Here is a 24,239-nt window from a genome sequence, read left to right on the forward strand (position 1 = left end):
ACATCCTCGAGAGGGCCTGCTCGTGGTGGACTTCAACAAGCTCGTAAAGAAGAAGCCGTTGCCGCAGTCGATCGATCCGCTCGAGATCTTCGGTGAGCTCGATCGGAAGGCGTCGCACGTCTCGCTACGGCTTCCCCAGCAGGAAGTCCTTCGAGCACTGCACGCGACTCGGAAGCAACACGATCACGTGCTGAAGATGCCGACGGGGACCGGGAAGTCGGCGGTCGGCCTGCTCTACTTGGTGTCGTACATGAGGGCGGTCTCCAAGCCCGTCGTGTACCTGTGCCCGACCGTCCAGCTCGTTCTTCAGGTGATCGCGGAGGCGTCGAAACTTGGGATCGAAGCGCACGCATACTCCGCGGGCGAGCGCCACCCGCACCCGCGGTGCCTCGCCGCGCAGGCCGTGATCGTCTGCACGTACGACAAGCTCTTCAACGCGTTGACGACGTTCGACCGTGAGGAGGTTGCGTTCACGCCTGCCGCGATCGCTCTCGACGACGTTCACTCCGGCGTCGAAGAGGTACGTGACGCGTTCACCGTTCGCGTGACGGATGGGAAGCCGTACGACGCGCTTATGGCCGTCCTCGACGGCCCCGGTCGGGCTGTTTCTCCTGGTCTGTGGGACGACATCCGAGCGGGCCGACCGGAATCCGTGATGGAGATCCCGTACTGGGGGTGGCGCAGCATCCTGGAGGACGTCCGCGGCGTCCTGCAGCAGCACTCAGAGGCGGCCGGAGTGAAGTTTCGCTGGCCCTTCCTCCGCGACGCACTTCGGTGGTGCCGCTGCGTCGTGAGCGATCGCGGCGTGGAGATCGCCCCTCTCGTGCCGCTCGTCGACGGAGTTCGTGCATTCACGGACGCAGAGCACCGGTTGTTCATGTCAGCCACGCTCGCGGATGACTCCGTTCTCGTCAGGGAGCTCGGTTGCGACGCGGCGGCAGCTCAGAAACCGGTGGTTCCCACTTCCGACACCGGGCTCGGCGAGCGGATGGTGCTCGCGCCGTCTCTGCTCGGAACCCAGCTGGAGCGTGCCTGGATCACGAAGTGGGCTGCCAAGAGTGCCAAGAAGCACAACGTGGTGGTCCTTTGCTCGTCGGAGAAGCAGGCGCGCGACTGGGAAGCCGCCGGAGCTCGTGTCGCGCTTACGAACGACATCCTCGCTGTGGTCGACGAGCTCAAGGCGGGGACCCTGAAGTTCGCCGCGTTTGCACAACGATACGACGGCATCGACCTGCCCGACGACGCGTGCCGCGTGTTGATCCTCGATGGTGTACCGTTCGGTAGCGGGATCATCGACCAGCACGACAGTGGCAACCCGGCGCTCCCCGGCGGCGTTCGAAATCGCACCCTGAACAGGATCGAGCAGGGAATGGGGCGTGCGGTGAGATCGAATGCGGACTACGCCGTCTGCGTCCTCGCCGGGCCCGAGCTCGCGAGCTTCATCACGAGGCGAGACGTTCAGGACCGAATGAGCCCCGACGTGAGAATCCAGCTGCAGCTCGCAAAGGAACTCGCGGAACTGGCAAGCGACGATCCGTCCAGCTCGCCAGAAGATGCGTTCCAGGACCTGGTCCGCAAAAGCCTGACTCGCGACGCTGGGTGGAAGACCTTCTACGATCAGCGCGTCCGGCAGGAGGTCGTTGCGCATGTTGGCGCAGGAACGGACGCATCGCTGATCCGGCTCGCAGAAGCGGAGCGCAAGGCGATCACCGCAGCGGTCGATGGCGATGCTCCCGGAGGTTTCACGACGCTCAACGACGCACAGCGGTTCGCTGATCTGGACGAACGTGTACGCGCTGGGTACCTCCAGGTTCTCGCGAATTTGACCTTCGAGTCGGACCCCGGCGAGGCGGCAAAGCTCCAGAAGGCAGCGTTCGACAAGCACAAGGGGCTGCTTCGCCCTCCACCGGGTACGGTGATTCGACCCCTCGATCCCGGGCGTTGGGAGGTCGCCGCGGTCGTCATCAAGACGTACGACACGTACGCGACTGGAAATGGTCTGCTCGCGGCGTTCCAGGCGCTCAAGCCGTCGCTCGCGTTCGGCGTGCCGGCCCATCGCTTCGAGGAGGCGTTCTGCCAGGCTCTGGGGCTCATCGGCGCGGATTCGACTCGCCCGGAGCACGACTTCGGGGAAGGACCGGACAACCTCGTCCTGTGGCCCTCGTTGAGCCTCGTAGTGGAGGCGAAGAACGAGGCAGCCTACAAGGTGATCCCGAAGAAGGACGCGGAGCAACTACTCCACAGCGCACAGTGGTTCAAGCGCGAGTACTCGATGCGCACCGGAACGCCCGTCTTCGTCGGCCCCTCCATCGAGCCCGACGAGGGGATCCATCCACCCGATGGGACGCGAGTGATCACGCCTAAGAAGCTCAGCGGCCTCACCGATGCACTCGAGGGGTTCCTGACGAAGCTGGCGGGTCGAACCGTCAAGGAATGGGACGTGAAGTCCGTGGACCGTCTCCTCATCGAGCACGGGCTCTCCTCGACCAATTTCGTCGAGCGACACACGGTTGCATGCAAGACGTAGCGGCGGCCTCGCTGCACGCTAACGACTCGCGGTATCTACTCGCGAGGCGGCTTCGTGTCGGCGGACGTGGCTCCGCGCGTGCGGCGGCGTCGTGCCTCGTCCGGCCCCGCGTCGGCTAGTTCCAGTGCTGCACCGGCCTCAAGCCGCCGGATGACCTCCCGGGCGTCCGCCTCGTCGACGATGTTGTACCGGTCGAACGTGCTTCTGGTCGTGTGCCCGGTGACCTTCATCACCTCCGACTCGGACGAGCCGCGCCGGCGCGCGTTCGTGCTGAAGCTCCGGCGCGTGTCGTGGAGCCAGACGCCCTCGATTCCGAGCTGCTTGCACACCCGCTTGAAGACTCGGTACGGGTCATCCCAGGGCGCGCCCGTCTCGGGGTTCACGAACACGTACTCGCCTCCGAGCGGCATCGGGAGCGAGCGGATGGCGGCGACGACGCGATCGGTAAGCGGCACGACACGCGCCCTCCCCGTCTTGGTGTCCTCTGGGCGGAGGCGGATCGTTTTGCGCTCTAGATCGAGCGCCGCGGTGCGGAGGAGCCGGAGCTCCGTCTTCCGCATGCCCGTGTCGTAGTACGCGAGGAACATGGGCCCGAGGTGCGGCCCGGCAGCCGCCGCGATCTGTGCGATCTCCGCTTCCGTTATGGTGCGCTGCCGGACGTTGCTCTCCTCGAGCATCGGCACGTGGGCGATCGGGCTGTGCGGGATCCTCTCGCACTCGACCGCGTACGAATACATGCGCTTGAGGAGCGCGACCTCGCGGTTCAGCGTCGAATGGGACGGGGCCTTGCCCCGACGAGTCTCCTCGCCGAGTCGGGCCTCGCGGTACTCCTCGACGTCGACGCGGGTGAGCGTCATGACCTCGCGATTACCGAGGTGACGGAGGACGTGCTCGGCCCTACCGCGGTCGGAGTTGTAGGAGCTGTTGTCCCGGCGGGTGATGGGCTCGTACTGCTCCCAGAGGTCGCGCACGGTGAGCGACATCGTGCGGCGTCGCTCGAGATACGTGTTGTCGAAGATCTCCTGCAGCGTCTTCGCCTCGAGCGCCTTCGCCTGCTCCCTCGTCGGGATCTTCCGCTTCCTGAACCGGACCTCCTGCCCGTTCGGCAGCTTCGCGGTGAGGTCGACCATCCATGCGGTCTTGCCTCCTGGTGTCGTGTACTTCTCAACGCCCATGGCTCACGTCCTCTCGTGGAGGCGTGCGTCGTCTCCAAGCGTCTAGCGACCACGCGACCGCGACGCGATGAACTTCTCTAGGTCGACGCGACGGAAGAGCATGACGCGCGCGCCGCGACGCGCATGCGGAATCCCGTATCGATGGACAGCCTGGTAGAAGGCCTTCATCGACGTGAAGCGCAGGAACCAGGCCGCTTCAGCGGCGTCGAAGTTCGGCTGAGCGGGGTCGGTGGGGGCGTGCGGGGCGAGATGTTCACCCTTCGTGCGCTCCTCCTCACGCGAACCGGCGGAGCCGGCGTCCTGCTCGCGCGTTTCGGACGCAACAACCGACAGCGGGGCCGACGCCGGCACCTGGATCTGCGTCCCGACTTGGGCGCGAACCTCCTCCGCCACGATCTCCCGCATCTCCTTGACGAGTTTCCGGACAGCGCTGTCCATCCCCATAGCGATCCCCTCGAACGTCGATACCGATCGCGAACGACGGCATCATCGCTCCCTTCTGGGGCGATGTAGGCGTGTCGCCTACATCCACGGAGACTGGCATGCGCCGGTGTAGATGTCAACAGGATGCTACATAGCATCCGCCATGCACGCTTGGCCGTCCAGACGCGACGATGCGGACGCTGCCGCACAGGCATCCGCCGGTGAAGCGCTCGGGTCCTTCCACGCTCATCCCGCTTTGCGACGGAAGTGGAGCGCCTGCACGCCGGACTTGAACCGCTGCGTCGATAGGAGCTGGAGATGCCGCGCACTCGACAGGCCATGAAACAACGTCGGCCCGCGTCCACTGATGATGGGATGAACGACGATGCGGTACTCGTCGATGAGCCCCAACTCCTCGAGCGCAGCCGCGAGCTTGGGCGCTCCGACGAGGACACCCCGCTCGGTCTTCGCTTTCAGCGCCGAGATCGCCTCGCGAAGGTCACCCTCCACCTTGATCGTGTTCTGCCACGGAAAGTCGCTCCGCGAGCCCGACACGACGTACTTCGCCTTCGCCTCGAGCTTCTGTGCCCACTCGCGCATCGCGCGCGGCGCCTTTTCGTCGCGTGCCACCGCGGGCCAGGCTCCCTCCATCAGCTCGTAGGTGTTGCGCCCGAAGAGCATCGCCCCGCTCTGATCCATGAGCTGCGTCCAATAGTCGTGCAGCTCGTCGTCCACGATCCCCTGGGTGTGATCGGTGCACCCGTCCACAGTCACGTTGAGACCGAAGGTGAGGAGGCCCATGGCGTGGGATTCTATGCGGAAGCGCGAGCAGACAGGAGACCTACGTCAACACGACCATTCCCGGCCGGTTTACAGACATCTGGCACGAAGATCCGGCGACGTTCCGCGTGAGCGCGGGAGCCGGGGGGTGCCACGCGAGTACGCGCGCAGCGTGCGCGGGACAGCAAAGCGCGCGACTCCCCGACCGGTGACCCCACAGCAGCTTGCGGGCGCGCGCGAGCAGCGGACCGGAATCGCCCAGCCCGCGCGAGCGCATGGCGCGCTACGCGGGGTCGGTGCGACGGTTACGTCTCCTCCTCGCGTTCCGCCAGGCGCCCACTGCTGTGCCACTCGAACACTTCGTGCTCGGCAGGTTTCCAGGCGGTGCGCCAGCGCTCCAGCTGCGCTCCCGTCGCAAACTCACGCCAGCGCCGCGAGGGCCCCTTGTCGTTCCAGTGGAAGCCTGGACGGTCCTGGGCCCGGCCGTGGTCCTTGGGTAGGTAGCGCACCAGGAGGCTGAGGACGCGCTCCTCCTCGGTGGTGTCGAGTGGGCGCAGGCCCGCGCGATTGAGGAAGTGGTCGCGCCTCTCCATGCGGCCGAGCAGGAGAAACCCCTCCTTGCGGGACGCCTGCTTGTCGGCCACCTCCAGGACCTCCTCGCCCAAATCGATAAAGAGCCGCTTCTTGGCCGCGAGGAACGACGTCCGCGGGCGCCGCCACAACCAGTACGCGAAGCCGGCAGGCGGGGGCGGCAGCCCGCCCCATGGCGGCACATCGACTCGCTCGATGCGCGCCACGTCGTCGAGGCCGAACTCATTGAGGCCGAACACCATCCTGCGGCCATCCAGGAGCCAAATCATTCGGCCGTAGAACGCCTCGCGCTCGCGAATCTCCTCCGGGGCGATGGGCGAGTGCTGTAACTCGATGACGCCCTTGGGCGTGCGGATGTCCGCGCGGTGCTCGCCCATCACCACCTCGCGCTGATCCGGCTCCGCGCGCAGCTTCCACCAGTGGTGCCAGGGCGTCTCGCTCTCCGCCCACGTGTCGCATGAGGCGCCTCGTTCGTGCGCCCAGTACCAGTCGACAACTTCTCCACACCGGGCTCGCACCACCCGCCGGCACAAGGGGCACACCGCGCTCGCTTTCGGCCACGCCTCCACGCGCGCGCCGCTGCCGTCGTCCGCGAAGAACATCGGCCCGCCCTCCTGCGGGTGCCGCGCACGCTCCCTGTGAGCGCCCGGGCCGCTTCGTCGTGGTGATGATATCAGTCGCGACCAAGGCCCTCGAGCTACGCCAGCCGAGGTTCGTCGGGCTGTTACTGCACGCTCGCGGTTGGCAGGTGGTACGAGCGGCGTCCGTCGTCTGGGAGCCATCCGCGCGATCGGTCCACGTCGCATGTGCCGTGGTCGGGCAGATCGTCCGCCGCGGACATGGCCTTCTCCTGCAGGTCCCACGTGCCCTTCTCGATGCTCCGCTTCATGCTTCGGGAGTACTCCAAGACCTCGCCTTGGCACCTATCGAACGACCAAGTGTCTCTCGGGAAGAACTCTTGCTTTTTGATGCACAGCGGCGGCACATCCCGGGCATCCAGGTTGTAGTAACGGTCGATCGGGACATCGACCTCTGCGCACTGCACAACAGCAGCCTGCTCGACTCGCCTTCCGCTCGAAGCACCCGCGTTCAAGCATTCGAGGGTGCTCCGGGAACGATCAACGAACACGTTGAAGTTCGTCCGCAGGTCCTCGATAACGCACTCGCACCACTGATCAAGCGCGGCCGCGAAGCTCTGCATATCGATCCTGCACGCCGCGAACTGGTCGTTGTACTTGAACCCACCGTCGAAACTCGCCGACGTGTGGCATATCGGCTCCATCGGCATCATCGGAATCGGACAGGTGCTCGGGTAACTCTGCGTAGGCCATGGCCTGCTCACCATCGGCACGCACGCGTTGTTGCCCAGCACGACGCACACAGAGGCGATCAGGAAGCGTCCGTATCGCCAGTCACACGTCTGCAACGGCCCTCCGCGCCTCGGTGAAAACACGGGTCAGGACGGCTCCGTAGCGGCGCTCCAGCTCCTCGGCGTCCCCCCGGCCACCGAAGGAGGGCATGAGATCATCGTACGCAGCCTGGAAGGGACGAGGTGCGTTGGCGCGAACCGCGGCCGTGAGTTCGGCGATGCACCTTTCGGCGGACGAGAACCGACTGTCGACGAGAGATCGCATCGGCTCGCGTTCGCTGGGAGTGGGCGGAATGTACGGAAGCGGCTTCTTTCCCTCCTCAACCATCATCGCGTTCATGAGCTGCGACATCCGCTGATGCCGTGCGAGCTGCTGTCTTGCCAGCAATTCCTTGAACCAATCTGCAAACGTAGCGAGGACTTTGACGCGACTGTCGTTTCGAACCGCGTACGCAGAGGCAGCCATCACGTAGCCCAGCCTGATAGCGCAGTCCGATGGGTGGATCATGATGGCAAGCATCGCCTCGTGTTCCGACACGATTCCTCGCTCAAGCGCATCCAATAGGAACGCTTTGCCGACAGTCTTAGCGCACGCGTAGAGTTGCCGCGCTTTCACTCGCTCACGACCGCCCAAGGAACTCATTCCGTGCGACCCTCCACCGCGCCCGCGCGCTTGCGGCCGGACCTCAGCCTGGCGCGCGCTTCTGCGGACAGCTGCGCGTCTCGTTCGGTTGCCTGCTTCCGGACGGATTCCAGCGTGCCCCGCGTGTACTGGAAGCTCCCGCAGCGGCTGTTGTAGTCCTCGACGAAGCGATTGAAGGCGGCGACCTGCGCGTTGTTGAGGACCAGGGGCTCCATCTTCGAGATGCGAGTGTCCTCGAAGACGCAGTACCTCACCTCAGCCGTCGAGAGCCTCAGATTGCGTCCGACCTGCGGACGGTTTTCAGAGTAGTCCTCCACTGGAGGGGTGTACGGAACCGCTGAGGTGCTACGCACAGCAGGAGATGGGGCAGCACCTGTCGACGAGGAGTAGCTGCTGGCGTAGCTCGTCGGGCTGCTCGATTTCCGTGAGCCAGACTCACACATGCTGAACAGGCTGATGGCTCCGCCGACGAGGATCACCCACCCGTACGGCATCCGCAGAATGAAGACGAAGAACCCCACGATACCCTGGAGCACCGCAGCCGCGGGCGCTTTCCTTGGCGCGCGGCCATGCAGAAAGTTCGTCGCCCACCGCTCGTCGTCGATGTCGTCAGGCCATTCGTCCGCCATCCCCTCGCCGGCTGCAACGACCGCAGCTCGCAGGTCGATCCCGATATCCGAGACAAGCTCTGCGAGCCCCGCGAAACCTTGCGGTGGCTCGAGCTCACTGCGGACCATCCCCTCGGCCGTCATGAATGCCCCTATTCACGCCTTTGCCGCTCGCGCGAGCCTTTCGAGCGCTTCCATGTCCTTGCTAATCAGCTCGACGATACGCGGGACTTCTGCGAAGACATCTCGCACGAGCTTCGTGAGCTCCTCGGCTGCCCACCGCATCCCGTGCTCGTTGTTGAGCTGCAGCGCCACGTTCCGGACGCTCGTCGCAACGTCGAAGCTCAGCGCGTGGTCCATGCCGCGACTCATCGCGCTCAACTGAATCGGCTGCGCGACTGAGTCCCAGTTTCTGAGTACTCGCTTCACGCCGCGCAACAGCTTGGTCACGTTCTCTCTCGAGGCACCTGCTTCCGCTGCCTTCCGTATCGCCTCGAACAGTCGCTCGAGGTTCTCCGCTTCCCGCTCTAGGAAGGCCTTGGCCTCGCCCTCGAATGTATCGACGAGGTTGTCAACCAGCAGCGGCGCGTGCGATCGCCCCTTCTGCGAAGACTGCTCCACGACTCGCGTCACAACAGCGACGATGTCCCGGCTCGTCATGCGGTCGAGAGCGGTCCTGATCGCGGCGCGGTAATACTCCCGGCGCTCGGAAAGGGCGTGGTCCAGAAGCGCGTCATCGGTGATCGGCGGAAACCCTGCTGCTGCGCGATCCTCATTCAGAAGGGCTCGAATGTGACCGCGATCCGCGCGCTCGTCAGCCAGCGCTAGGGCTCGAATGCGTTCGACGGCCTCGTCGACGGATAGCGACGTCTTGCAGCGACCGAGCATCGAAGCGATGAAGTTCGCCGCTCCGAGCGGAGTAAGTTCCCCACGCCGGGCACTCTCCCTGGCTGGTCCGCTCGAGCCAGCCTCGAGGGCCCGCAATAGCTCTCGGACCTTGTCGGCAGGCGTGCCGGGAAGCCACGCAATCTCCGCGGCCACTCGATTCCGAGGGTTCGTCAGGTCCGCGCGCGCCTTGGAACACACGCCAGGATCGCCAGACAAGGCTCGTTCTTCGGCGAGTTCCAGCACTCGCCGCCGATCGTCCCTGGTCGTGGCTCCGAGGAGATGGAACGGGTTCTCGAGCAAGTTCATTCGCGTCTGAATCCGATTGGGTTCGCAGCGGCACTGATGTCTGATCGCGGAGGTAGCGACCGCAGCGCGTCCTCCAAGCTCCTCTGATCCAGGGACGTCCTGCCACTCCTTGCCGCCAGGCGGGCAGCCTCCCGGACGGCGAAGGAGACGTCGGACAAAGGGCGTCCCAGAAGCGCTGGCACGAGCGCGGTGGTGTTCACCGCCGCTCCACCCGGACGCCCTTCCAAGAGCGAGGCGAGAAGGGATCGGACCTCCTCCTCACTGGGCATTCCAACCTGAATGACGTGATCGAAGCGGCCCCGTCTCAAAATCGCCGGGTCGATCATCTCGATCCGGTTCGTCATACCGATGAGCAGCACGTGGTTCTTGATCGCGTCCGGGATCCGCCGCAGGAACTCGGCCACTTCTTCGACGTGGTGAAGTCCCTGGCTGCCCCCGAGCTGCCGATCCGACAGGAACGACTCCATCTCGTCGATGACGACTACGGCGGGCGAAGCCTTGAGCGCATCCTCGAACGCCTTCGCGATCTTCTTTCCAGTTTCGTGAATGTAGGGACTGCCGATCGTGCTCGAGTCGATGGAGAAGCTCGGCCATCCGAGGTACTCGACCACCCGCTCGACGGCAAAGGTCTTGCCGCACCCTGGTGGTCCGTGGAGCACGACAGGCGACGGGAAGTCGATCCCGAGCGCCCGATAGGTTTCCGCGTTCTCGACGATGTCGACGACGTGCTCTCGAAAGAACCGCTCGAGGTCGGCGCGCCCGGGTAGGCGAAACGGCACCTTCGTCTCGCGCTCCTGCGCATGCGGGTCTCGGACAGCAGCTGGACGGATTGACTCCGCCGCGACGGGGCCGACCGAAATTGCCACTCCCGCGTCGGTCCCGGGAACAGCGTATCCCCCAGCCTCCAGCAGCGCGCGCAGGTCCATCGGGGTGAGCCAACTCAGGAGGGACACCAACCGCCTGAATGACCTCGCAGACACTCGCACGCCGCCGGACAACCACCTGCCAAGGACGAGATCGTCCGGCGCCGCCTCGGAGAGCGACCAAGTCGGAAGCAGGCGCGACAAGCGCTCGACGTAGATGCTGTCGTGGAGAGGGGCGGACGGAAGGACGCGGCGCGTCTCGCGCAGCGAGACGGCAAAAGCGATTGCCTCAGCTTGGCTCGACGGCGACGTAGCCGACTCGAGCGGCACCAGCGTGTGACGCGGCTCGCTCAGAAGGACCTGAAATACGTCGTTTCCAAAGCGAATAGGAGACAGCGTTCCTTCACTGAGCACGCCCTCAGAGACCCACCTCGTCGCGAGCGCGTCCTTCGCGATCAGCGCCCTGCCCCCGGATGTCGTCTCGAACACCTGCCAGTCCTGACCCTCGTACAAGGCCGCCCGGCACGCTGCCCCCCCGGGGAGGTTCAGGCCGACAGGGAACCAGGGATCAGAGACCACGCTCACCCTCGAAGAACGTTTGCGACGTCGAACATCTCGTCGTCCGCGACCGCAGAGATCCGGATCTGGTTCAGCTCGCGAACGACACCGCGCAACCGATCGATGTCGTCCTCGTTCAGAGCGGCCAGGCCTCGCTGGACGAGCTCCCGGTGCCGTCCGCGGTCCGAGAACGCGCCGGGCTCCTGTGCCATCGACTTGAACCGATCCACCACGAACCAGTCCTGGCGCCAAAGGATCTCGAACCCCCTGCCGCGGATCTCGTCGAGAACGTTTTCGAAGTCGCGATCCGTTCGGTCGATCGCGCGCTGCGCCGTCTTGAAAAGGTTCTCGATCGCGGAGAGCTCCGTGGGCCTCGCGAACTTCTGGATGAACTTGCCGAACGAATCCTTCAGGCCGTCTAGCTCGAGTTGCCGGATCTCCTTCAGGTGGCTCTTGCGAACCTCCGAGATCAGGCGCTTTGCCTCGAGGACATCATCCATCGCCTGCTTCGCTGCCTCGGCGTCCACACGGTCAGGTTTGACCTCAGCGGCGGACGACAGCCGGTTCTTTGCGGCATCCAGCTTGGGATCGTCGATTCGCTCCGCCAGCTCCTCGACGCGACCCTTCGTCACCTCGCTCTCGCGGACGATCTGCGCGGTGTCCGCGGTGAAGTCGAACTGGCCCTCCTGTCTCGAATAGAAGTTGCGTCCTGAGTGGAACGCGGCGCCGATGCTGGGGACCGATACCTCGAGAATCACCGCACCCGAGTCGGAGAGCTCATACTCGCACACAAGTTCCGCCTCCGCCGCGATGACTCCCTCCTCGAAATCGGCCCCCGTCAGCTTCATGATGCCGATGAAGCGATTGTCCGAGACTGGATCTTCGATCTCCCCTTCCCAGAGCTTCAGGTTCAACGCTCCGTCGGAACCTGCCCTCAACGACTCGGCCGCCCTGAAGGTCAGTCTTCCCCGCTTGGGCAGCGGATCGCCCGCCCTCGCGAGCCACACGAGGCTGGGCCTACCTCCTCGGCGATCGGCGACTTCTACGCCCACGGAGTGGGATGCCGGGATCGCATCGACCGTGGCCGCCGTCCGCGTCATTACGATTCGGCTCGTCTCGAGCTGGATCGGGTTGCCCGTGCCGTCGAAGGCGAAGACCTTGAAGACGTGCTCTCCGTGCTTCTGGAGCTGCACGTCGATCGAAGCACCATCCTTCAGCGGCACCCGTCCCGAAGTCCACCCCGTGTCGACGCTGTCGACCTGGAACTCCATCCCGGCTGAACCGCCAGCTCCGAGCTTCGCAACGATCCGCGCCTTCGCGTCCGGCGTCCTCGCGGTGTACGAAAACGCCACCTGGACCGGGCCGCTCGCAGCCAAGGTTCCCTTCGACGTCTTGCGCCCGCGGCTCGCATCCTCCCAATCGATCGACTCCGCGAAGAGGGCCGCTCCCTCCGCCACGGCAGTCATCGGGTTCACCTCGGTGCTGCCCTCGATTCCGAGCTTCGATGTCACCTGATCCCGAAGAGGCTTGTAGTGCGTCGGGCCCCCGACGAACACAATCCGCTCCACGTCTTCCGGAGCGTAGCCAGCCCTGGCGATCGTCTCCCGGGTGGCCTCGATCGAATCCTGAACCTTGGGTCCGACGATCCGGTCCACGTCCTCGCGCCGCAGCGGAACCTCCAGGTAGATCTCGGTCCCCTGCGTGTCCCGGGTGCGGACCTCGGTTTCCTGGAGCGCGACGATGGCTTCCTGCTTGGCCGAAAGCTCGATCTTCGCCCTCTCCGTGGCCCACGTCGCGAGCCTGGAGAGCGTCAGGTACTCTGGTTCATGCAGAAACGTCTCCGGCAAGTCGAAGTGCTCGAGCAACCACGGCGCAACGACCTGCTCGACGAGCAGCCGGTCGAAGTCGCGACCGCCACACATCGCGATGCCACCGTGGGCGAGAAGGCTCACCCTGCCCGCGATGCTCTCCGCCACTGCGACGTCGAGCGTTCCGCCCCCGAGGTCGTACACGACGAAGATCCCGTCCGCCTTGCGGCCGCGCATCACGCTCATGACGGCCGCGACGGGCTCCTGCATGAGAGCGACCTTCCCGAAGCCGGCCATCTCCGCTGCCTGGAGGGTGGCATCCTTCGCCATCTGGTTGAACGCCGCGGGCACGGTGATGACAGTCCCGGCGTCCTCGGCCGCCCTCGCCTCCTCGGGCAGATACCCGTAGAGCGCCTTCAGTATCTCTGCGGAGCACTGCTCAGGCGTCATCGTGACGTTCACGGCCTTGAGGACGACGGGCGTGCTGCTTCCCATGAGCCGCTTGAAAAGCACCGCCGCGTTGTCGGGGGTGTGCGGGGCAGAATCGTAGGCGCGCCTGCCGACGTGCTTGTTCCCACGCCGGTCCATGTAGATCGCCGACGGCGTCACGTCGTTCTGGTCCGGGCTCTTCCAGAGGCGGAGGTTCTCCCCGTCGTACGAGCAGATCGCGCTGTTCGTAGTTCCGAGATCGATCCCGACGTACTGCTTCATGTCGTCACCTTCCGCAGGAGAACCGTTCCGGTGCGCACGACGCCGTTCGGCCCCATTATGATCGGCTCGAGCATCTGGTCGACCACGAGGGTGTCGTCCGGCCCGAAGTCGGCCGCGTTGATCGCGGTTGCCGCGATCCCGGGATCGAAAGCCTGCTCCTCGATGTTGACGATCCGCAGGCCTGCGGCGTCCAGCGATTCGCCAAGCCGCTTCAGATACCAGCGGAGCTGGCTGTCGAACCGACCCTTCTCACCCGCGTCGAGCTTCGCCATCATCCGCAGGAAGACGCGGCTGAAGCGCCAGGAGTCGATCGCGAGATCGACGAGAGCGCTCTTACCGGGTTCGGTCATGTGCGGGGGCCTCTCGGTCACCGCAGGTACATGACCTGAATCTCGAGGTTGCTCACCCTACGCTCGAGACCCTGAAGCTCATCGTGGGCGCGTTCGGCCTCAGCAGACGCCGCCTTCGCGTCCTCCGCGGCAGAGCTCACGTCCCATCCGAGCGCCTCGGCCCGGTGGCTTAGGTGCCCGAGTAGGACAACGAGAACCACGAGCCCGAGACCCTTCTTCAGAATTTGATCGGCGCTCTGCGATGCCGCCGACCTGTCGCGGAGCAAGTAGATCGCGAGCACGCCCACGATCAGGACCGGTAGGAAGTACGCGAACAGCCACTCCTCGGCCTCGAGCCCGTGATACGCGGAGACTCCCGCGAGGAGCACGGCCACCACCGCGAGTGTAATCTCCTGCCGACGGTTCATCGCCCCCCCGCTCTGCGTTCCATTCTGCGAGACACACGGACACGAGCCCAGAAGCCAGCACGCTTTACGGCTTCTCGAGTTGCGCTGCCTCAAGGTTCTCGGAGCGTCGTGGGGTATCGTAGCACCGGACATAGCCGGGACAGTGTCGTGCGTGTTCGGTACCTGCATGCAGAGCGCAGGAACGTTCGCCTGCGCTTCGCTCACCATTGTTGGGCCCCCTACGTCGCCGCTCGCGCGCCCCATCGATAGCGATCGCGTTGGTAGGCGTACCAAGCCGCCAATGCAGGATCACGGATCGCTTCCGCCGCAGCGAAGACGTCCTCGTACGCGGCGCTCCGATAACGGCTCGGCTGGGTGAGCAGCGAACCCCAGACCTCAGCAACCGTCGCTCCCGCCGATTGAAGAGCCGGAGCCGTGATGACCTCGTGAAACGCTCGATTCGCACGCGGGCAGACGTGGACGCAGGTCACGGTCGAGAGCCCGAGCTCGCCGTCCTGCTCGGCTGCCGCGGCAAGGAGCTGTTGCCGGAGATGCTGGTCGAACGGTTCGATCAGCAAGTCCGGTACGGTGAGCGCCCCTTCGCGACGGAAGGGGCTCCAGGGACTTGCGAACGCCGGCTCGTATATCTGGATGCGGCTAGTTCCAAACGGACTCCGGGGCTGGAATGCTGCATCCCGGTAATCCTCGGTGTACTTTGACTCGAGCAGGATTCCGTGTCGCTGGCCTGAGCGATCCCGGTACACGAAGAGGAGATCCGCGCTTGTGGCGAACTTGCCTCGTCTTCGATGCCTTCCCTTCTCACCGAGGTAGTTGGTCCCGCTTCGGCCGATCCACTCAGGCTCTGCGAGTGCGCCGCTAGGACCCGGCGGTTCCACACCCACGAGTTCCGGAACGATGGTGCGGAGCGTCGCAGCCAATGCCGCCGGACTCCTCGCCAGTCCCCACCAGAAGTTCAGCGCGCAGACCTGAGAATCCAGGAGGTTCGGCGACGGGCCTCGTGACGTGCGCGTTCCGTAGTCCTTTGTGTCTTCTTCATGCCAGGCAATGTCGTATGTCTCGAAGAACGACAGCAGTTCGTCTCTGATGGCCAGCCACAAGTTGCAGTTCGCGGATGAGGCAGGAAGGAAGTAGTCCTGCTCAATCCCCCGCCAGGTGCCTTTCTGGCGCGCGTCGAGCGGCATCTCTTCGCGAGATGCGACCTCGAGTTTCCATCGGCCTTGGGCTCGACGCTCGGCAGTCTTGTATGCCGTCGCCGGCGATTTCGCACCGGGCCTACTGCGTACGCCGCCGCTTCGCTCCGGCATTGGTGGCTTCTCCATGGGTCTGCGCGCGAGGGCCCAGAGTGGACTTGGAAGGCCTCTACGTCACCAAGAACTCCACGACTCGGTCGATCATCTCGTCCCACGTCACGTACCGGTCAGCGAATGCCATTATGCGGAGGTTGTTCTGCTTCCCCCTCGCCACTGCACCGCCGGACGCTGCCGAGCGAAGTTCCGCGCAGTCAAACATCGCATATCGAGCCGACCCTCGGGGGCGGGTCGTGTCGAGAAGGACCCAGCGCACCGCACCGCTGATCACAGCGAGCTCCTCAGAAGGACGCAGAAGCATCTCGACCTGCGTGCCACCGCCGGCGTCGTTGCCGATGCCGATGCGCCCCGCGGCCGCGCTGAAGCACTTCGCCTCGAGGAAACGCACACGCGTTCCTGTCGCATGTCGCATAAATACCGCGATGTCGAGGCCGAATTTCGGAAGAACCGAAGCATCCACGCCCGTTTGCTTCAGGCGTAGCCGAATAGTGGCCACGAGCGCGGCTTCGAACGCTTTCTCGTTTTCGACGAACGGATCGCCTGATATAGGCATCTTGGACATAGCGCCCCTGCACTCACGCGGGCTCACACGTCGAGGGTATCTGCCTAGCCGCGACGTTCCGACCAGCTCTACCGTGTCGTAGCCCTGGCCCACGTCTACGGCGAAGAGGATGCTCGTTTGCGGCGCGGCGGCATGTTCTCGGTCTGCCGCGCTGAAGAACGACACCCCGTCTCCTCCGGCTTCTCGAAGGACCAGTCGAATCCGGCCTTGTTCGCGGCAGCGCACGCGTTGATCAGGTCCGCAAGCTCCAGGTGTTCCTGTTTCTCTGCGTCCGTTGCCGCTCGCCACTGCTGCACGTCGTCCGTCACGTCCTTCGTCGTGACCTTCCTGATCGAGCAGGCTTCCGTCAGGTACGCGAGCGCCCACGTTTCGCGGACCTCGTAGACACTCTTGCAGTGTTCTTTGGCCATCCCGCCGCACCATTCCCTAGACTGCTCGACGATCTTCTTAACGTCCTCGTCCTCCGGGAACTGCTGCGACAACGCGACCAAGCGAGCGTGAACGGGGTTCACGTCGCGCGGCGTAGAGCAATGCTTCTGGAAGTCTTTGAACTCTCTCGCCCAGAGGACGAAGTGAAGCCGCTGCCTCTGAACGACGTGGACGTTCGTCGGCTCGAACTTGGTCAGCTCGCTCACCAAGCGGCACGAATCGAAGGCAAGCGCCTCTTTTTCGGCCAGCGCTGAGTCAGCGTCCGAGGGGATCTTCTCGAATCCCTCGTACCGAAACTGTCTCGGTGAGTCGATCCGGGTCTTCGCGATCTCGAATTCGCTCGACAGGTCGTACCGGAACAACCCGTCGGCATCGGCGCCGATGTCATCGGAGCAGCTCAAGAGCGTGGTGCACTCCGCTGGGGCCGGCGAGATCTGGTTGCCGAGCGCCTCACCACACGTTCTTGCGCGTCTCAGCCAGGCACGGGCGATGTCTGCTCTTCCCCGGAGCTCCTTCGGGTCGGTTACGAATCCTTCGAAACGATAGCCTTTGAAGATTCCGATCGCCGCCAGTGCGGGATACTTCTTGAAGACCTTCGACTCGGCCGCTTCGTTGTCGGCTTTCTGCTCCTCCTCCGCCTGCAATGCGGAGAGGTGCTTCGACACCTCGCGCATCCGCGGGTAGATTTCGTCGATGGCGCTGCTGAGCTTCTGGATGTGCGACAGCGCGGACCGTCTGACTTCGTGAAACCGCTGCGGGTCTTGAGGTGAAGGTAGCTTGAGGGCCCCCTTGGCCGGGAACGCGGCTCGGGGATCTTGGGCACTCGCTGGCGAGAACGCCACGATGGCCAGGAGCGATGCGAGCGTCTTCCCCCTCCGGCACATAGACTTCTGAGAGCGCGCATCTCCGCCTCGGGTGTTCTTCATCGGTCCCCCGCGCTGGGCGGTATCAATCGCCACGCGCACGAGCTTCAGCTGGTCGTTGCTTGTGCCGTCTCCGTCACCGCAGCTCTAGCCGCACGAACGAGTTCCACTCGTCGATCGCTTCACTCCCGGCCTCCTGGTGAGTTCGGGCCGCCTCCTTCTGCTCGCTGACGAACTCCTTGATGCACTCTCCGTATCGCTCCACTTCGTCCTTGAAGGACTCGAGCTCACTTTCAGAGCTGAAGCGGTACGGCTTGTAGGGCTTTCTGCAGTGATGTGACGGCGCGAAGTCGTCGGCCAACGTGCTGACCGCGGCTCCAGCACCAAGCACGAACATTGCGGCCATCAGCGCCGGTCTAAGGCAGTGGCTCACGGGTCCTCCCTATGCCTGCGCTCCAGTCACTTGAATCGTTGCTGGATGAACTGCTGCATCTGGTGCCCCGACAGTTCCGCCGTGGACGCTCCCGCTCGCACGAAGAAGCGCTGATTGTCGCCCTCCTTCAGGAACGCCGGAGACCCCGCTGGCTTCGCATCAATCACGAGGACGCGCTTGTCCTCGTAGCTGGTGAAGTGCGGATGGATGTACAGCGTGAACTGGCCACCGATGCGGTCCTTAAGAAGATTGTCGAAGTGAAGGAGCATCTTGTCCTCTGACTCGAACCCGTCTTCCTCCACGCCGACAGGGGCCCCGTCGTCGGCGACGCCGATGACGAGCGTCCCTCCCGACGCTGCGTTCAGGAACCCGGCGATCGTGCGCAGAACGGTGAACTCCATCTTGGGATCAGGCTTCCGCGTGTGGAGGTTGGTGCGGAGCGTCGACTTGAACTCCGTCGTGACGCCCTCGCCACCCTTCACGAGAGCCGGAACATCGAGAACCTTCGGCTTCGCGTGCTCGTGCGCACCGACGAGTCGCGCGTAGCCATCCCGGATGACCCGCGCCATGATCTCCCGGCGCTTCTCGAGAAACTCTGAGTACTGCATCGCCGCCCACCCGTCCGGCAGGGCATGCCAGCGGTGCATGTCCAGCAGTTCCTGGGCGGCGAGCCCCTTCGAAAGGGCGGGGAGGTACTTCGCCGGCGCGTCCTTCGAAATCTTCGCGTTGTCACCCCACTCCACCAGGGCGTAGTTCGCGATCTGGTTCGTATCCCGCGCCGATGCGATTCCGACTGAGGCGAGGTGCCCCTTGGGGAAGAGGTGGTGCTTCTCGATGGCGTTCCTCGGGCCGCTCACCGACGGGTCGAGCAAGTCGGAGACCGTCTGTTTCGAGAAGAGGACGCGCGCATCGAGCAACACCAGCGCCGCGTAATAGGCGAACAGCGCCGGGCTGCGCGCAGCGGACGTTGCTAGCTTGCCGGGCAGCGTGATCGACCAGAAATCGCCGGTCAGCTCCTCGTCGCAGGCGGCCTGAAGCGTCTTCACGAACCCATCTGCGTCTTTCACCCCGCGCAGTCTCGCGAGGTCGAACTCCATCGTGGACTCGGGAGAGCTGCTGTAGCGCGCCGTGAGGCTGCTCATGAAGAACCACTGCGCGATCAGCTTCCGGAGGCTACCCTCGTCGACCTTGAACTTCGAACGGCCGAGCAGGTACAGCACGTAGCTGTAGACCAGGGCCGTCTCCGAACTCACCATCGAGTCGTTTCGATAGCCGGCCTGCCGGATCGCGTTGAAGAAGCCGTGCCAGTGTGCCAGGTCGAGCGTCTCCGCCTGCGCACCCTTGAACGTCTCGAACTGCTCCGCGCGCCGCTCAGCGGTCACCGCACCGGTGTCGAGGTCCTTCCCTCTCAGAAGGGAGTACACGTGCTTCAGCCGGGCGCGCTGGAACCCGAGCCCAACTGCGATTCGCAGAAGCTGATCCGGCGACGGCTTGATGAAGTGGTTGTGAGGTGACTTCGCCTTGGGAGCCTTCGCGTCGCGACAGAACTGCTCGAGCTGAGTGCGCCCTTCGTCCCAGTAGACGCTCATTAGCGTGAGGATGAAGTCCGACTGGACGAGCGACTTGCCCTGACTGTTGATGCGCACGAACACTTCGGCGACCTGGTCGTCCTCCACCGTGGAGGCGAGCTCGAGCGCGGTGAACGGGTATGCTCGCAGCGAATACAGGCGCTGTATCGCCTGCTCTACTCGCTGCCGTTCGCCGTCATCGAGCTGACGCACAGTCGCGATGCTCTGGAAGTACGTCTTGACCAAGTCAAAGAGGCTTAGGTGGTTGCTCCAGAGAACGGAGATGTCCGGTAGGACCGTCTTGTCTTTTCGGGTCGCCGCGTCTCCGACCTGGAACTCCTGGGTCAGCGGATTGAACGCGATCTCGATCTTCTCAGGCGTGTAGTCCTCTCGCACGACTGGCACGCCACGCAGCACCGCGTACAGCGATGTGAGCCGCTGTTGCCCGTCGACGATGAGAAGGCGCGCGGGCTTCTGTTTGCCCTCCGTGCCGATCGCCTTCGCGTCGGTGGCAAGCGCGTTTTGCCAGAACAGCAGGTAGCCCACCGGGTACCCGCGGTACATCGAATCGAACAGGTCGCGGACCTTCGCATTTGACCAGACGAAAGGTCGCTGGAGATCGGGCAGCGCGAGTTCCCCGAGCTCGATGAACTTCACGAGCGCCTCGAGGTCGTATCGGACTTCCGTGAAGAGAGTCTTGCTCATGTTGTCACCGTGTACAGCGCATCTGGTTCGTCAGTGGTTCGGGCACAAGTGGGGTGCCGCAGGAGGGGCTCACGCTCGTCTGCGACTTACGAATCGTCCAAGAAGCACGACACCGGGGTAGCGGTACGAGGTGATCGGCGAGCGTGGCCACGGTGGCGGCGAGAACCACCACGCGGCGAAGTCGTGAGGTGTCTTCCGGATCTGATGAACAACTTCTAGAGCGGCGAAAGCGTCGAAGTGCTTCGGAGCAACGTCCGGCACGGCGAACACAACCCCAGCGCGCTGTGGTGCAGCGCTGTAGGGCAGACATCGAGCATCACGTACGGCCTCGGCCATTGCTCCTCTGACGCAATCCTGCCGCTGCGCGCCGACGATGGTAGGCCACGCCTGCTTCGCCTCGAGTCCCAGTTCGAGCGAGCCCACGCGGATCCACAGGTCCGCTCGCCCGTTCCCGACGTCGCCTCTCGGCCCCGCCCGCTTCGGTGACGAGTACTCCTCGAGCGCGATCCCACCGCTGGCCCAGGCGGCAGCCGCTACCATGCTCAGGGTCGCACGCTCGTTGTACCAGTACGGAAGATCATTTGGCTGCGTCTGACAGTACTTGCCGATGAGCGTGTTCCATGAGTCGAGGACCGGGCCGAGGCTTCGGGCCCGAGGGGACGTCCACACGCCCGAGTAACTCCGAACCGGCGAAATCTTGGTGACCGCCGTCATCTGGCTATCTCCTCGTCAGTGTTCAGCGGTGCGGCAAACATCCTGGGTTCCGGTGGAGCCTTTCGCGAGCGGTCATGAACGCACGCGCTCGATGTGCACCGCGCGACGTCGCGGAAGCAACCGCGTCACGGCCGGCGTAAGTCGGACCCAGATAATCGCGCCGCGCGGATGCCGATACGCCACCGGCGCGCGCAGCCTCCGGGCGCTGCTGACGATCCATGCATACGAGCCGGGCGCCGGAGCAGTTCCGCGTGAGAACCCCGCTCGGCGAGCGTTGCGCTGGCAGTCCGCGCGCGTCAGCGGGCCGACACATCCGGTGATCGTGCAGGTACCTACGATGGTACCGGACCCGCTCTCGATCAACGCCACGGGTCCGCGAACGGCAGTGGCGCGAGACCGAATCTCCAGCGTCTTCGTGCCGGCCAGGATCTTGTCGAGCGGCCCGGGGAGGATGATGAGTCCGCGTGAGATCGCCGCTCGTTCCTGAATTGCGCCCCTCCTCTTCGAGCGCGCATGCGGACTCATCGGCAGTTGTCCTTCCTGGAAGCGAACAGGAACGGCCAGGCGACCTTACCAGCCTTCCGCGGTGAGATCCCCCGCCTCCGCATCACATCATGTCCCGGCGGTGGGCCAGAGCGTCTAGCGATGGCCGCGAAGCCTCGTTCGTGGGAAGCGCGATCGCCTTCCCCTCGTATTCCCAGTACGGCGTGTGGCGCAGGCTTCGGTCCAGCCGGACGCGCCATTCGGTGTCGAGCTCGAGAAGTCGCAGGTCAAAGAGCGTGTGCAGGTCAGCCCTGAGAAGTAGACCGTTCTGGACGTGATTGGTCTCCTCGCCGCGGAAGGGCACGATGTGAGCGGCCTCGAGGACCTCCGGCACGTCACAGCCCGTGATCGCGCACGTCGAGCCGTATGCGCACAGCAGTGAGTCGCGGAACGGGCCTTGTCCCTGCCGACGGACGATCGCCGCCATCACCGTTCGGCGCCCGTCGGGTAGGTCTTTGGGATCGAACGGCTCGATCTCTGGTGCGGCCTGCGAGGCGGCCTCGGAAGCCGGGGGCGCCGCCTCCCGCACCGAGACAGCCCCAGGACACAGGGAATGCGGCACCTCGAACCCCAGCACCCTCAGGTACTCAATCAACTCCGGCGAGTACCCGACGTGCGGGGTAACCGGCTGCCGCTGCGCTGCGATCTCCATCGCAGCCACGTGGCTCCTCCACGCTCGTCCGTGGACCTCCGCGAGCGAGCCCAGAGGGAACCTGAGCGCGAGCGTTCCAGGCGCGCTCCCGAAGACTTGGCCTTCCTGGACGGCGAGACCAGCGCTCTTGAGCGCGCCGGGCAGCCCGTCCTCGCTCCTAACGATGATCTGGCACCCGTCCGGCGCGAGCGTCAGCGCGTACGGCATCCCCACGTTGAGCCGGACGAAGCTCGGCGCGAACGTGACGGTCCAGCAGGTCCCCCCGAGCGCGTTCGCCGACAGGATGGACCGGGAGAGCATCCGCGCGGCGTCTCGCCGAATCCCGGCGTCGGGGAACAGTGCGGCCCAGCGCGCCGCAGCGTCCCGGTCGCTCTCCCGAGAAATTTCAGCCTGATCGTCTTCGCGCGCGATGCCCGCGGCACTTCCCCCCCGCTGGCGCTCGTCCGCGCCACCGAGCCGTTCAACCGCGCGGTCCCAGAGCGCGAGCAGGGCTTTTTTCGACCAGGGATTCCTTTCGGCCATCTCGAGCAGGAGCCGCCTCGCGGCCTCGTCCTGCTGGATCTCGGTTGGGTTTGGTCCGAACCACTTTGCCTTGCCCCGCGAGTCGAATCCCAGGTGAACGCCATCGTCCTGGATCGGCACGGGGACCTTCAACGGTACGTCGCCCGCCATGACGCCCATGAAGACGCCGCGGCTTCCGGGCGGCGCGACCGCGTCGGGATCCTGCATGTAGGCAAACACGATGCCGTCGGCCGTCGCCGGCATGACCTGCCCCGTCCTCCCGTTCTTCAGCCGGTACGTCGACATGCTGGGCTTCAGCAGGTGGAAGTTCTCCTCGAATGGGCCGTAGTAGACGGCCACGTGTCTCATCGGTTCGCCTCCGCTCGGCGGAACTCCTTGAGTCGATGCCAAGTCAGGTACGTCCGGTGCTCCGGCGCGAGACGCCCGACCCGCAAGCGAGCGTCGAGCCCGAGCCATCTTCGATCGGGAACGGACAAGTGCGGGGAGACCAGGATCTCGCCGTCATCCGCGACAGTGATGAAGCCGGCGTCGAAGGCGGCATCGAGGTGCGGTGCGAGCAGGAGCCCGTTGTAGACGTCGAGCCGCTCGGCGTCCGTGCCGCACGCCGCCCACGGCTTGATGTGGCTCGCGCGGAGTAGCTCGGGGACGGTCAGGCCGGTCACGGCGCACCGGCCCTCCCAGTACTCCATCAGCCCGGCGCGGAAGACGTCCTGGCCTACCCGCTGGACGACAAGCCGCTCGGCTTCGGTGGCGCGCGGGAGCGCCTTCGTCTTTTCCTCAAAGACGTGCAGGAGCTCGTCCGGCAGGGTGCGCGCGAGCTGGTATGCCCGGCGCAACAACTCGTGCAGGACGTCGAAGCCTGGCGTCATCCGCGCAGCCGCAGCCCCGGGGGGCAGCCCGACAGTAGTCGTCGTGCCGAGCGCGCCAAGCGCGCGGTCCACGTCCATCCGGGAGAGCGCGACGACGGGCTGGCCGGCCTTGGCGACGCCGAGCCACACGCGAAGCGGCGCGTGATTGCTTCCGAACGCGAGCCAGTCGCCATGCGCGCCTCGCGGACGGTCGAACCCGTTGTCCGCCGCAGCCTTCTCGAGCCGTGTGGCCGTCAGGGGAGCCAGGCTCACGTCGCGGCTCCTCGCCTACCCTTCTGTAGGATCCGGCGGAGCTCCTCGATAGCCATGGGAATCTCCCGGCCATGGTGCACGACGCGATGGCACGTCGCGCAGAGCAGCGCGAAGGCGTCCGTCCCCTTGGGCACCTGCGGCCCCTTGCTGAGCGGGATGCGGTGGTGCACCTCGAGGACCTCGGCGTGCGAATCGCCGTACCGAGCGCCGACGTCGATGCCGCACGCATCGCAGCGGAGCGCTCCGACAGCCGCGCGAACCTGCAGGAGCCTTTGGCGGTTCGCCGCGTTGCGCTCGGTTGCCACGTGCGTCCGCAGCACCTTCCGCCCTTCCGGCGCGAGCTGAAGGTCGCCGACCTGCTCATCCACGATGGCATCGAGCGTGGGACGCGTCAGCTTGCGGGCACGGACGTTTCGTCCCCGCGTTGGGGAGCACCGGTCCGCTTCCCGGAGCAGGGCATTCAGGCGGCTCGCGATCTCGGCGGGAGGAGTGGCGTAGCTCCGCGGATACCGAAGCCACGCCCATTCCGGGATGCTGCGCCGGACGTCCTCGAGCTCAAGTGGGCGCTGCAGCAGCTTCAGTTCTCCGACCAACGACCTGAATGCAGGACGGTTGCCAAACAGGCCGCGCGTGGGCTCGTCCTCGATGACACCAGTCGCGGTGAACTGCGATCTATTGAAGAGGAAGACTGCATCGTTCCCCGGTTGTGCGTCTTTCGGCACGATCCAGCCAATCGGCTTGCCGCGGCGTGCCGCCCGCTGTAGGGCATTCTTCGCAGTGTTCTCTCCGACCAGAACCCGCAGCATCTCCCCC

Annotated in this window: 22 protein-coding genes; 1 reads left to right on the top strand and 21 read right to left on the bottom strand. The window is 65.0% G+C overall.

Going from position 1 to position 24,239, the window contains the following annotated elements; translation table 11 throughout:
* Window positions 1-25: 25 nt before the first annotated feature.
* Complete coding sequence (locus tag MNY62_RS07920; protein ID WP_242343588.1) at window positions 26-2,527, top strand: DEAD/DEAH box helicase; 2,502 nt, start codon at window positions 26-28, stop codon at window positions 2,525-2,527.
* Window positions 2,528-2,562: 35 nt separating this feature from the next.
* Here MNY62_RS07920 and MNY62_RS07925 read toward each other — a convergent pair whose 3' ends face one another.
* From MNY62_RS07925 to MNY62_RS08020, 21 genes are all read right to left on the bottom strand, one after another.
* Window positions 2,563-3,702, bottom strand: coding sequence for a tyrosine-type recombinase/integrase (locus tag MNY62_RS07925; RefSeq protein WP_242343589.1), 1,140 nt, complete (start codon window positions 3,700-3,702; stop codon window positions 2,563-2,565).
* A gap of 42 nt (window positions 3,703-3,744) precedes the next feature.
* Entirely contained in the window at window positions 3,745-4,140 is a 396-nt protein-coding gene (locus tag MNY62_RS07930; RefSeq protein WP_242343590.1) for a helix-turn-helix domain-containing protein, read from the bottom strand.
* 231 nt (window positions 4,141-4,371) lie between these two features.
* Window positions 4,372-4,926: a dihydrofolate reductase family protein gene (locus MNY62_RS07935; protein WP_242343591.1), complete on the bottom strand. Its 555-nt coding sequence runs from the start codon at window positions 4,924-4,926 to the stop codon at window positions 4,372-4,374.
* Between the two features lie 284 nt (window positions 4,927-5,210).
* The gene (locus MNY62_RS07940) at window positions 5,211-6,098 is read right to left on the bottom strand and encodes a competence protein CoiA family protein (protein ID WP_242343592.1); all 888 of its coding nucleotides are present in this window, start codon (window positions 6,096-6,098) and stop codon (window positions 5,211-5,213) included.
* 122 nt (window positions 6,099-6,220) lie between these two features.
* Window positions 6,221-6,787, bottom strand: coding sequence for a hypothetical protein (locus MNY62_RS07945; RefSeq protein ID WP_242343593.1), 567 nt, complete (start codon window positions 6,785-6,787; stop codon window positions 6,221-6,223).
* 121 nt (window positions 6,788-6,908) lie between these two features.
* Window positions 6,909-7,403, bottom strand: coding sequence for a hypothetical protein (locus MNY62_RS07950; RefSeq protein WP_242343594.1), 495 nt, complete (start codon window positions 7,401-7,403; stop codon window positions 6,909-6,911).
* 101 nt (window positions 7,404-7,504) lie between these two features.
* The gene (locus MNY62_RS07955) at window positions 7,505-8,260 is read right to left on the bottom strand and encodes a hypothetical protein (protein WP_242343595.1); all 756 of its coding nucleotides are present in this window, start codon (window positions 8,258-8,260) and stop codon (window positions 7,505-7,507) included.
* A gap of 12 nt (window positions 8,261-8,272) precedes the next feature.
* Window positions 8,273-9,310 carry a hypothetical protein gene (locus MNY62_RS07960; protein ID WP_242343596.1) on the bottom strand — a complete coding sequence of 346 codons (1,038 nt, stop codon included), beginning with the start codon at window positions 9,308-9,310 and terminating at the stop codon, window positions 8,273-8,275.
* Window positions 9,307-10,752 carry an ATP-binding protein gene (locus MNY62_RS07965; protein ID WP_242343597.1) on the bottom strand — a complete coding sequence of 482 codons (1,446 nt, stop codon included), beginning with the start codon at window positions 10,750-10,752 and terminating at the stop codon, window positions 9,307-9,309. Before MNY62_RS07965 ends, MNY62_RS07960 begins: the two co-directional genes overlap by 4 nt.
* Window positions 10,753-10,754: 2 nt before the next feature.
* Entirely contained in the window at window positions 10,755-13,250 is a 2,496-nt protein-coding gene (locus MNY62_RS07970) for an Hsp70 family protein (RefSeq protein WP_242343598.1), read from the bottom strand.
* Complete coding sequence (locus MNY62_RS07975) at window positions 13,247-13,600, bottom strand: hypothetical protein (protein WP_242343599.1); 354 nt, start codon at window positions 13,598-13,600, stop codon at window positions 13,247-13,249. The genes MNY62_RS07970 and MNY62_RS07975 overlap by 4 nt, the downstream gene beginning before the upstream one ends.
* 17 nt (window positions 13,601-13,617) lie before the next feature.
* A complete protein-coding gene (locus MNY62_RS07980) occupies window positions 13,618-13,974 on the bottom strand; it encodes a hypothetical protein (RefSeq protein ID WP_242343600.1) in 357 nt (118 codons plus the stop codon).
* A gap of 251 nt (window positions 13,975-14,225) precedes the next feature.
* Window positions 14,226-15,311, bottom strand: coding sequence for a PGN_0703 family putative restriction endonuclease (locus MNY62_RS07985; RefSeq protein WP_242343601.1), 1,086 nt, complete (start codon window positions 15,309-15,311; stop codon window positions 14,226-14,228).
* A gap of 55 nt (window positions 15,312-15,366) precedes the next feature.
* A complete protein-coding gene (locus MNY62_RS07990; protein ID WP_242343602.1) occupies window positions 15,367-15,876 on the bottom strand; it encodes a hypothetical protein in 510 nt (169 codons plus the stop codon).
* A 95-nt stretch (window positions 15,877-15,971) separates the two neighbouring features.
* Window positions 15,972-17,264 carry a hypothetical protein gene (locus MNY62_RS07995; protein ID WP_242343603.1) on the bottom strand — a complete coding sequence of 431 codons (1,293 nt, stop codon included), beginning with the start codon at window positions 17,262-17,264 and terminating at the stop codon, window positions 15,972-15,974.
* 40 nt (window positions 17,265-17,304) lie between these two features.
* Window positions 17,305-17,574: a hypothetical protein gene (locus MNY62_RS08000; protein ID WP_242343604.1), complete on the bottom strand. Its 270-nt coding sequence runs from the start codon at window positions 17,572-17,574 to the stop codon at window positions 17,305-17,307.
* A 53-nt stretch (window positions 17,575-17,627) separates the two neighbouring features.
* On the bottom strand, window positions 17,628-19,874 hold the full coding sequence (locus tag MNY62_RS08005; protein WP_242343605.1) for a GmrSD restriction endonuclease domain-containing protein: 2,247 nt from the start codon (window positions 19,872-19,874) through the stop codon (window positions 17,628-17,630).
* Between the two features lie 786 nt (window positions 19,875-20,660).
* Window positions 20,661-21,113, bottom strand: coding sequence for an ASCH domain-containing protein (locus tag MNY62_RS25715; protein ID WP_408628958.1), 453 nt, complete (start codon window positions 21,111-21,113; stop codon window positions 20,661-20,663).
* Between the two features lie 82 nt (window positions 21,114-21,195).
* Window positions 21,196-22,644, bottom strand: coding sequence for an HNH endonuclease (locus MNY62_RS08010; protein ID WP_242343606.1), 1,449 nt, complete (start codon window positions 22,642-22,644; stop codon window positions 21,196-21,198).
* Window positions 22,645-22,649: 5 nt separating this feature from the next.
* On the bottom strand, window positions 22,650-23,426 hold the full coding sequence (locus MNY62_RS08015) for an HNH endonuclease (RefSeq protein ID WP_242343607.1): 777 nt from the start codon (window positions 23,424-23,426) through the stop codon (window positions 22,650-22,652).
* Entirely contained in the window at window positions 23,423-24,232 is an 810-nt protein-coding gene (locus MNY62_RS08020; RefSeq protein WP_242343609.1) for an HNH endonuclease, read from the bottom strand. Before MNY62_RS08020 ends, MNY62_RS08015 begins: the two co-directional genes overlap by 4 nt.
* Between the last annotated feature and the right edge of the window lie 7 nt (window positions 24,233-24,239).

The organism is Anaeromyxobacter terrae, from assembly GCF_022690685.1.
Taxonomy (GTDB): Bacteria; Myxococcota; Myxococcia; order Myxococcales; family Anaeromyxobacteraceae; genus Anaeromyxobacter; species Anaeromyxobacter terrae.

Coding starts and splice junctions, on each gene's coding strand:
- MNY62_RS07925 (WP_242343589.1), bottom strand. CDS start 3,702: ATGGGCGTTGAGAAGTACACGACACCAGGAGGCAAGACCGCATGGATG.
- MNY62_RS07930 (WP_242343590.1), bottom strand. CDS start 4,140: ATGGACAGCGCTGTCCGGAAACTCGTCAAGGAGATGCGGGAGATCGTG.
- MNY62_RS07935 (WP_242343591.1), bottom strand. CDS start 4,926: ATGGGCCTCCTCACCTTCGGTCTCAACGTGACTGTGGACGGGTGCACC.
- MNY62_RS07940 (WP_242343592.1), bottom strand. CDS start 6,098: ATGTTCTTCGCGGACGACGGCAGCGGCGCGCGCGTGGAGGCGTGGCCG.
- MNY62_RS07945 (WP_242343593.1), bottom strand. CDS start 6,787: ATGATGCCGATGGAGCCGATATGCCACACGTCGGCGAGTTTCGACGGT.
- MNY62_RS07955 (WP_242343595.1), bottom strand. CDS start 8,260: ATGACGGCCGAGGGGATGGTCCGCAGTGAGCTCGAGCCACCGCAAGGT.
- MNY62_RS07960 (WP_242343596.1), bottom strand. CDS start 9,310: ATGAACTTGCTCGAGAACCCGTTCCATCTCCTCGGAGCCACGACCAGG.
- MNY62_RS07970 (WP_242343598.1), bottom strand. CDS start 13,250: ATGAAGCAGTACGTCGGGATCGATCTCGGAACTACGAACAGCGCGATC.
- MNY62_RS07975 (WP_242343599.1), bottom strand. CDS start 13,600: ATGACCGAACCCGGTAAGAGCGCTCTCGTCGATCTCGCGATCGACTCC.
- MNY62_RS07985 (WP_242343601.1), bottom strand. CDS start 15,311: ATGCCGGAGCGAAGCGGCGGCGTACGCAGTAGGCCCGGTGCGAAATCG.
- MNY62_RS07990 (WP_242343602.1), bottom strand. CDS start 15,876: ATGTCCAAGATGCCTATATCAGGCGATCCGTTCGTCGAAAACGAGAAA.
- MNY62_RS08000 (WP_242343604.1), bottom strand. CDS start 17,574: ATGGCCGCAATGTTCGTGCTTGGTGCTGGAGCCGCGGTCAGCACGTTG.
- MNY62_RS08005 (WP_242343605.1), bottom strand. CDS start 19,874: ATGAGCAAGACTCTCTTCACGGAAGTCCGATACGACCTCGAGGCGCTC.
- MNY62_RS25715 (WP_408628958.1), bottom strand. CDS start 21,113: ATGAGTCCGCATGCGCGCTCGAAGAGGAGGGGCGCAATTCAGGAACGA.
- MNY62_RS08020 (WP_242343609.1), bottom strand. CDS start 24,232: ATGCTGCGGGTTCTGGTCGGAGAGAACACTGCGAAGAATGCCCTACAG.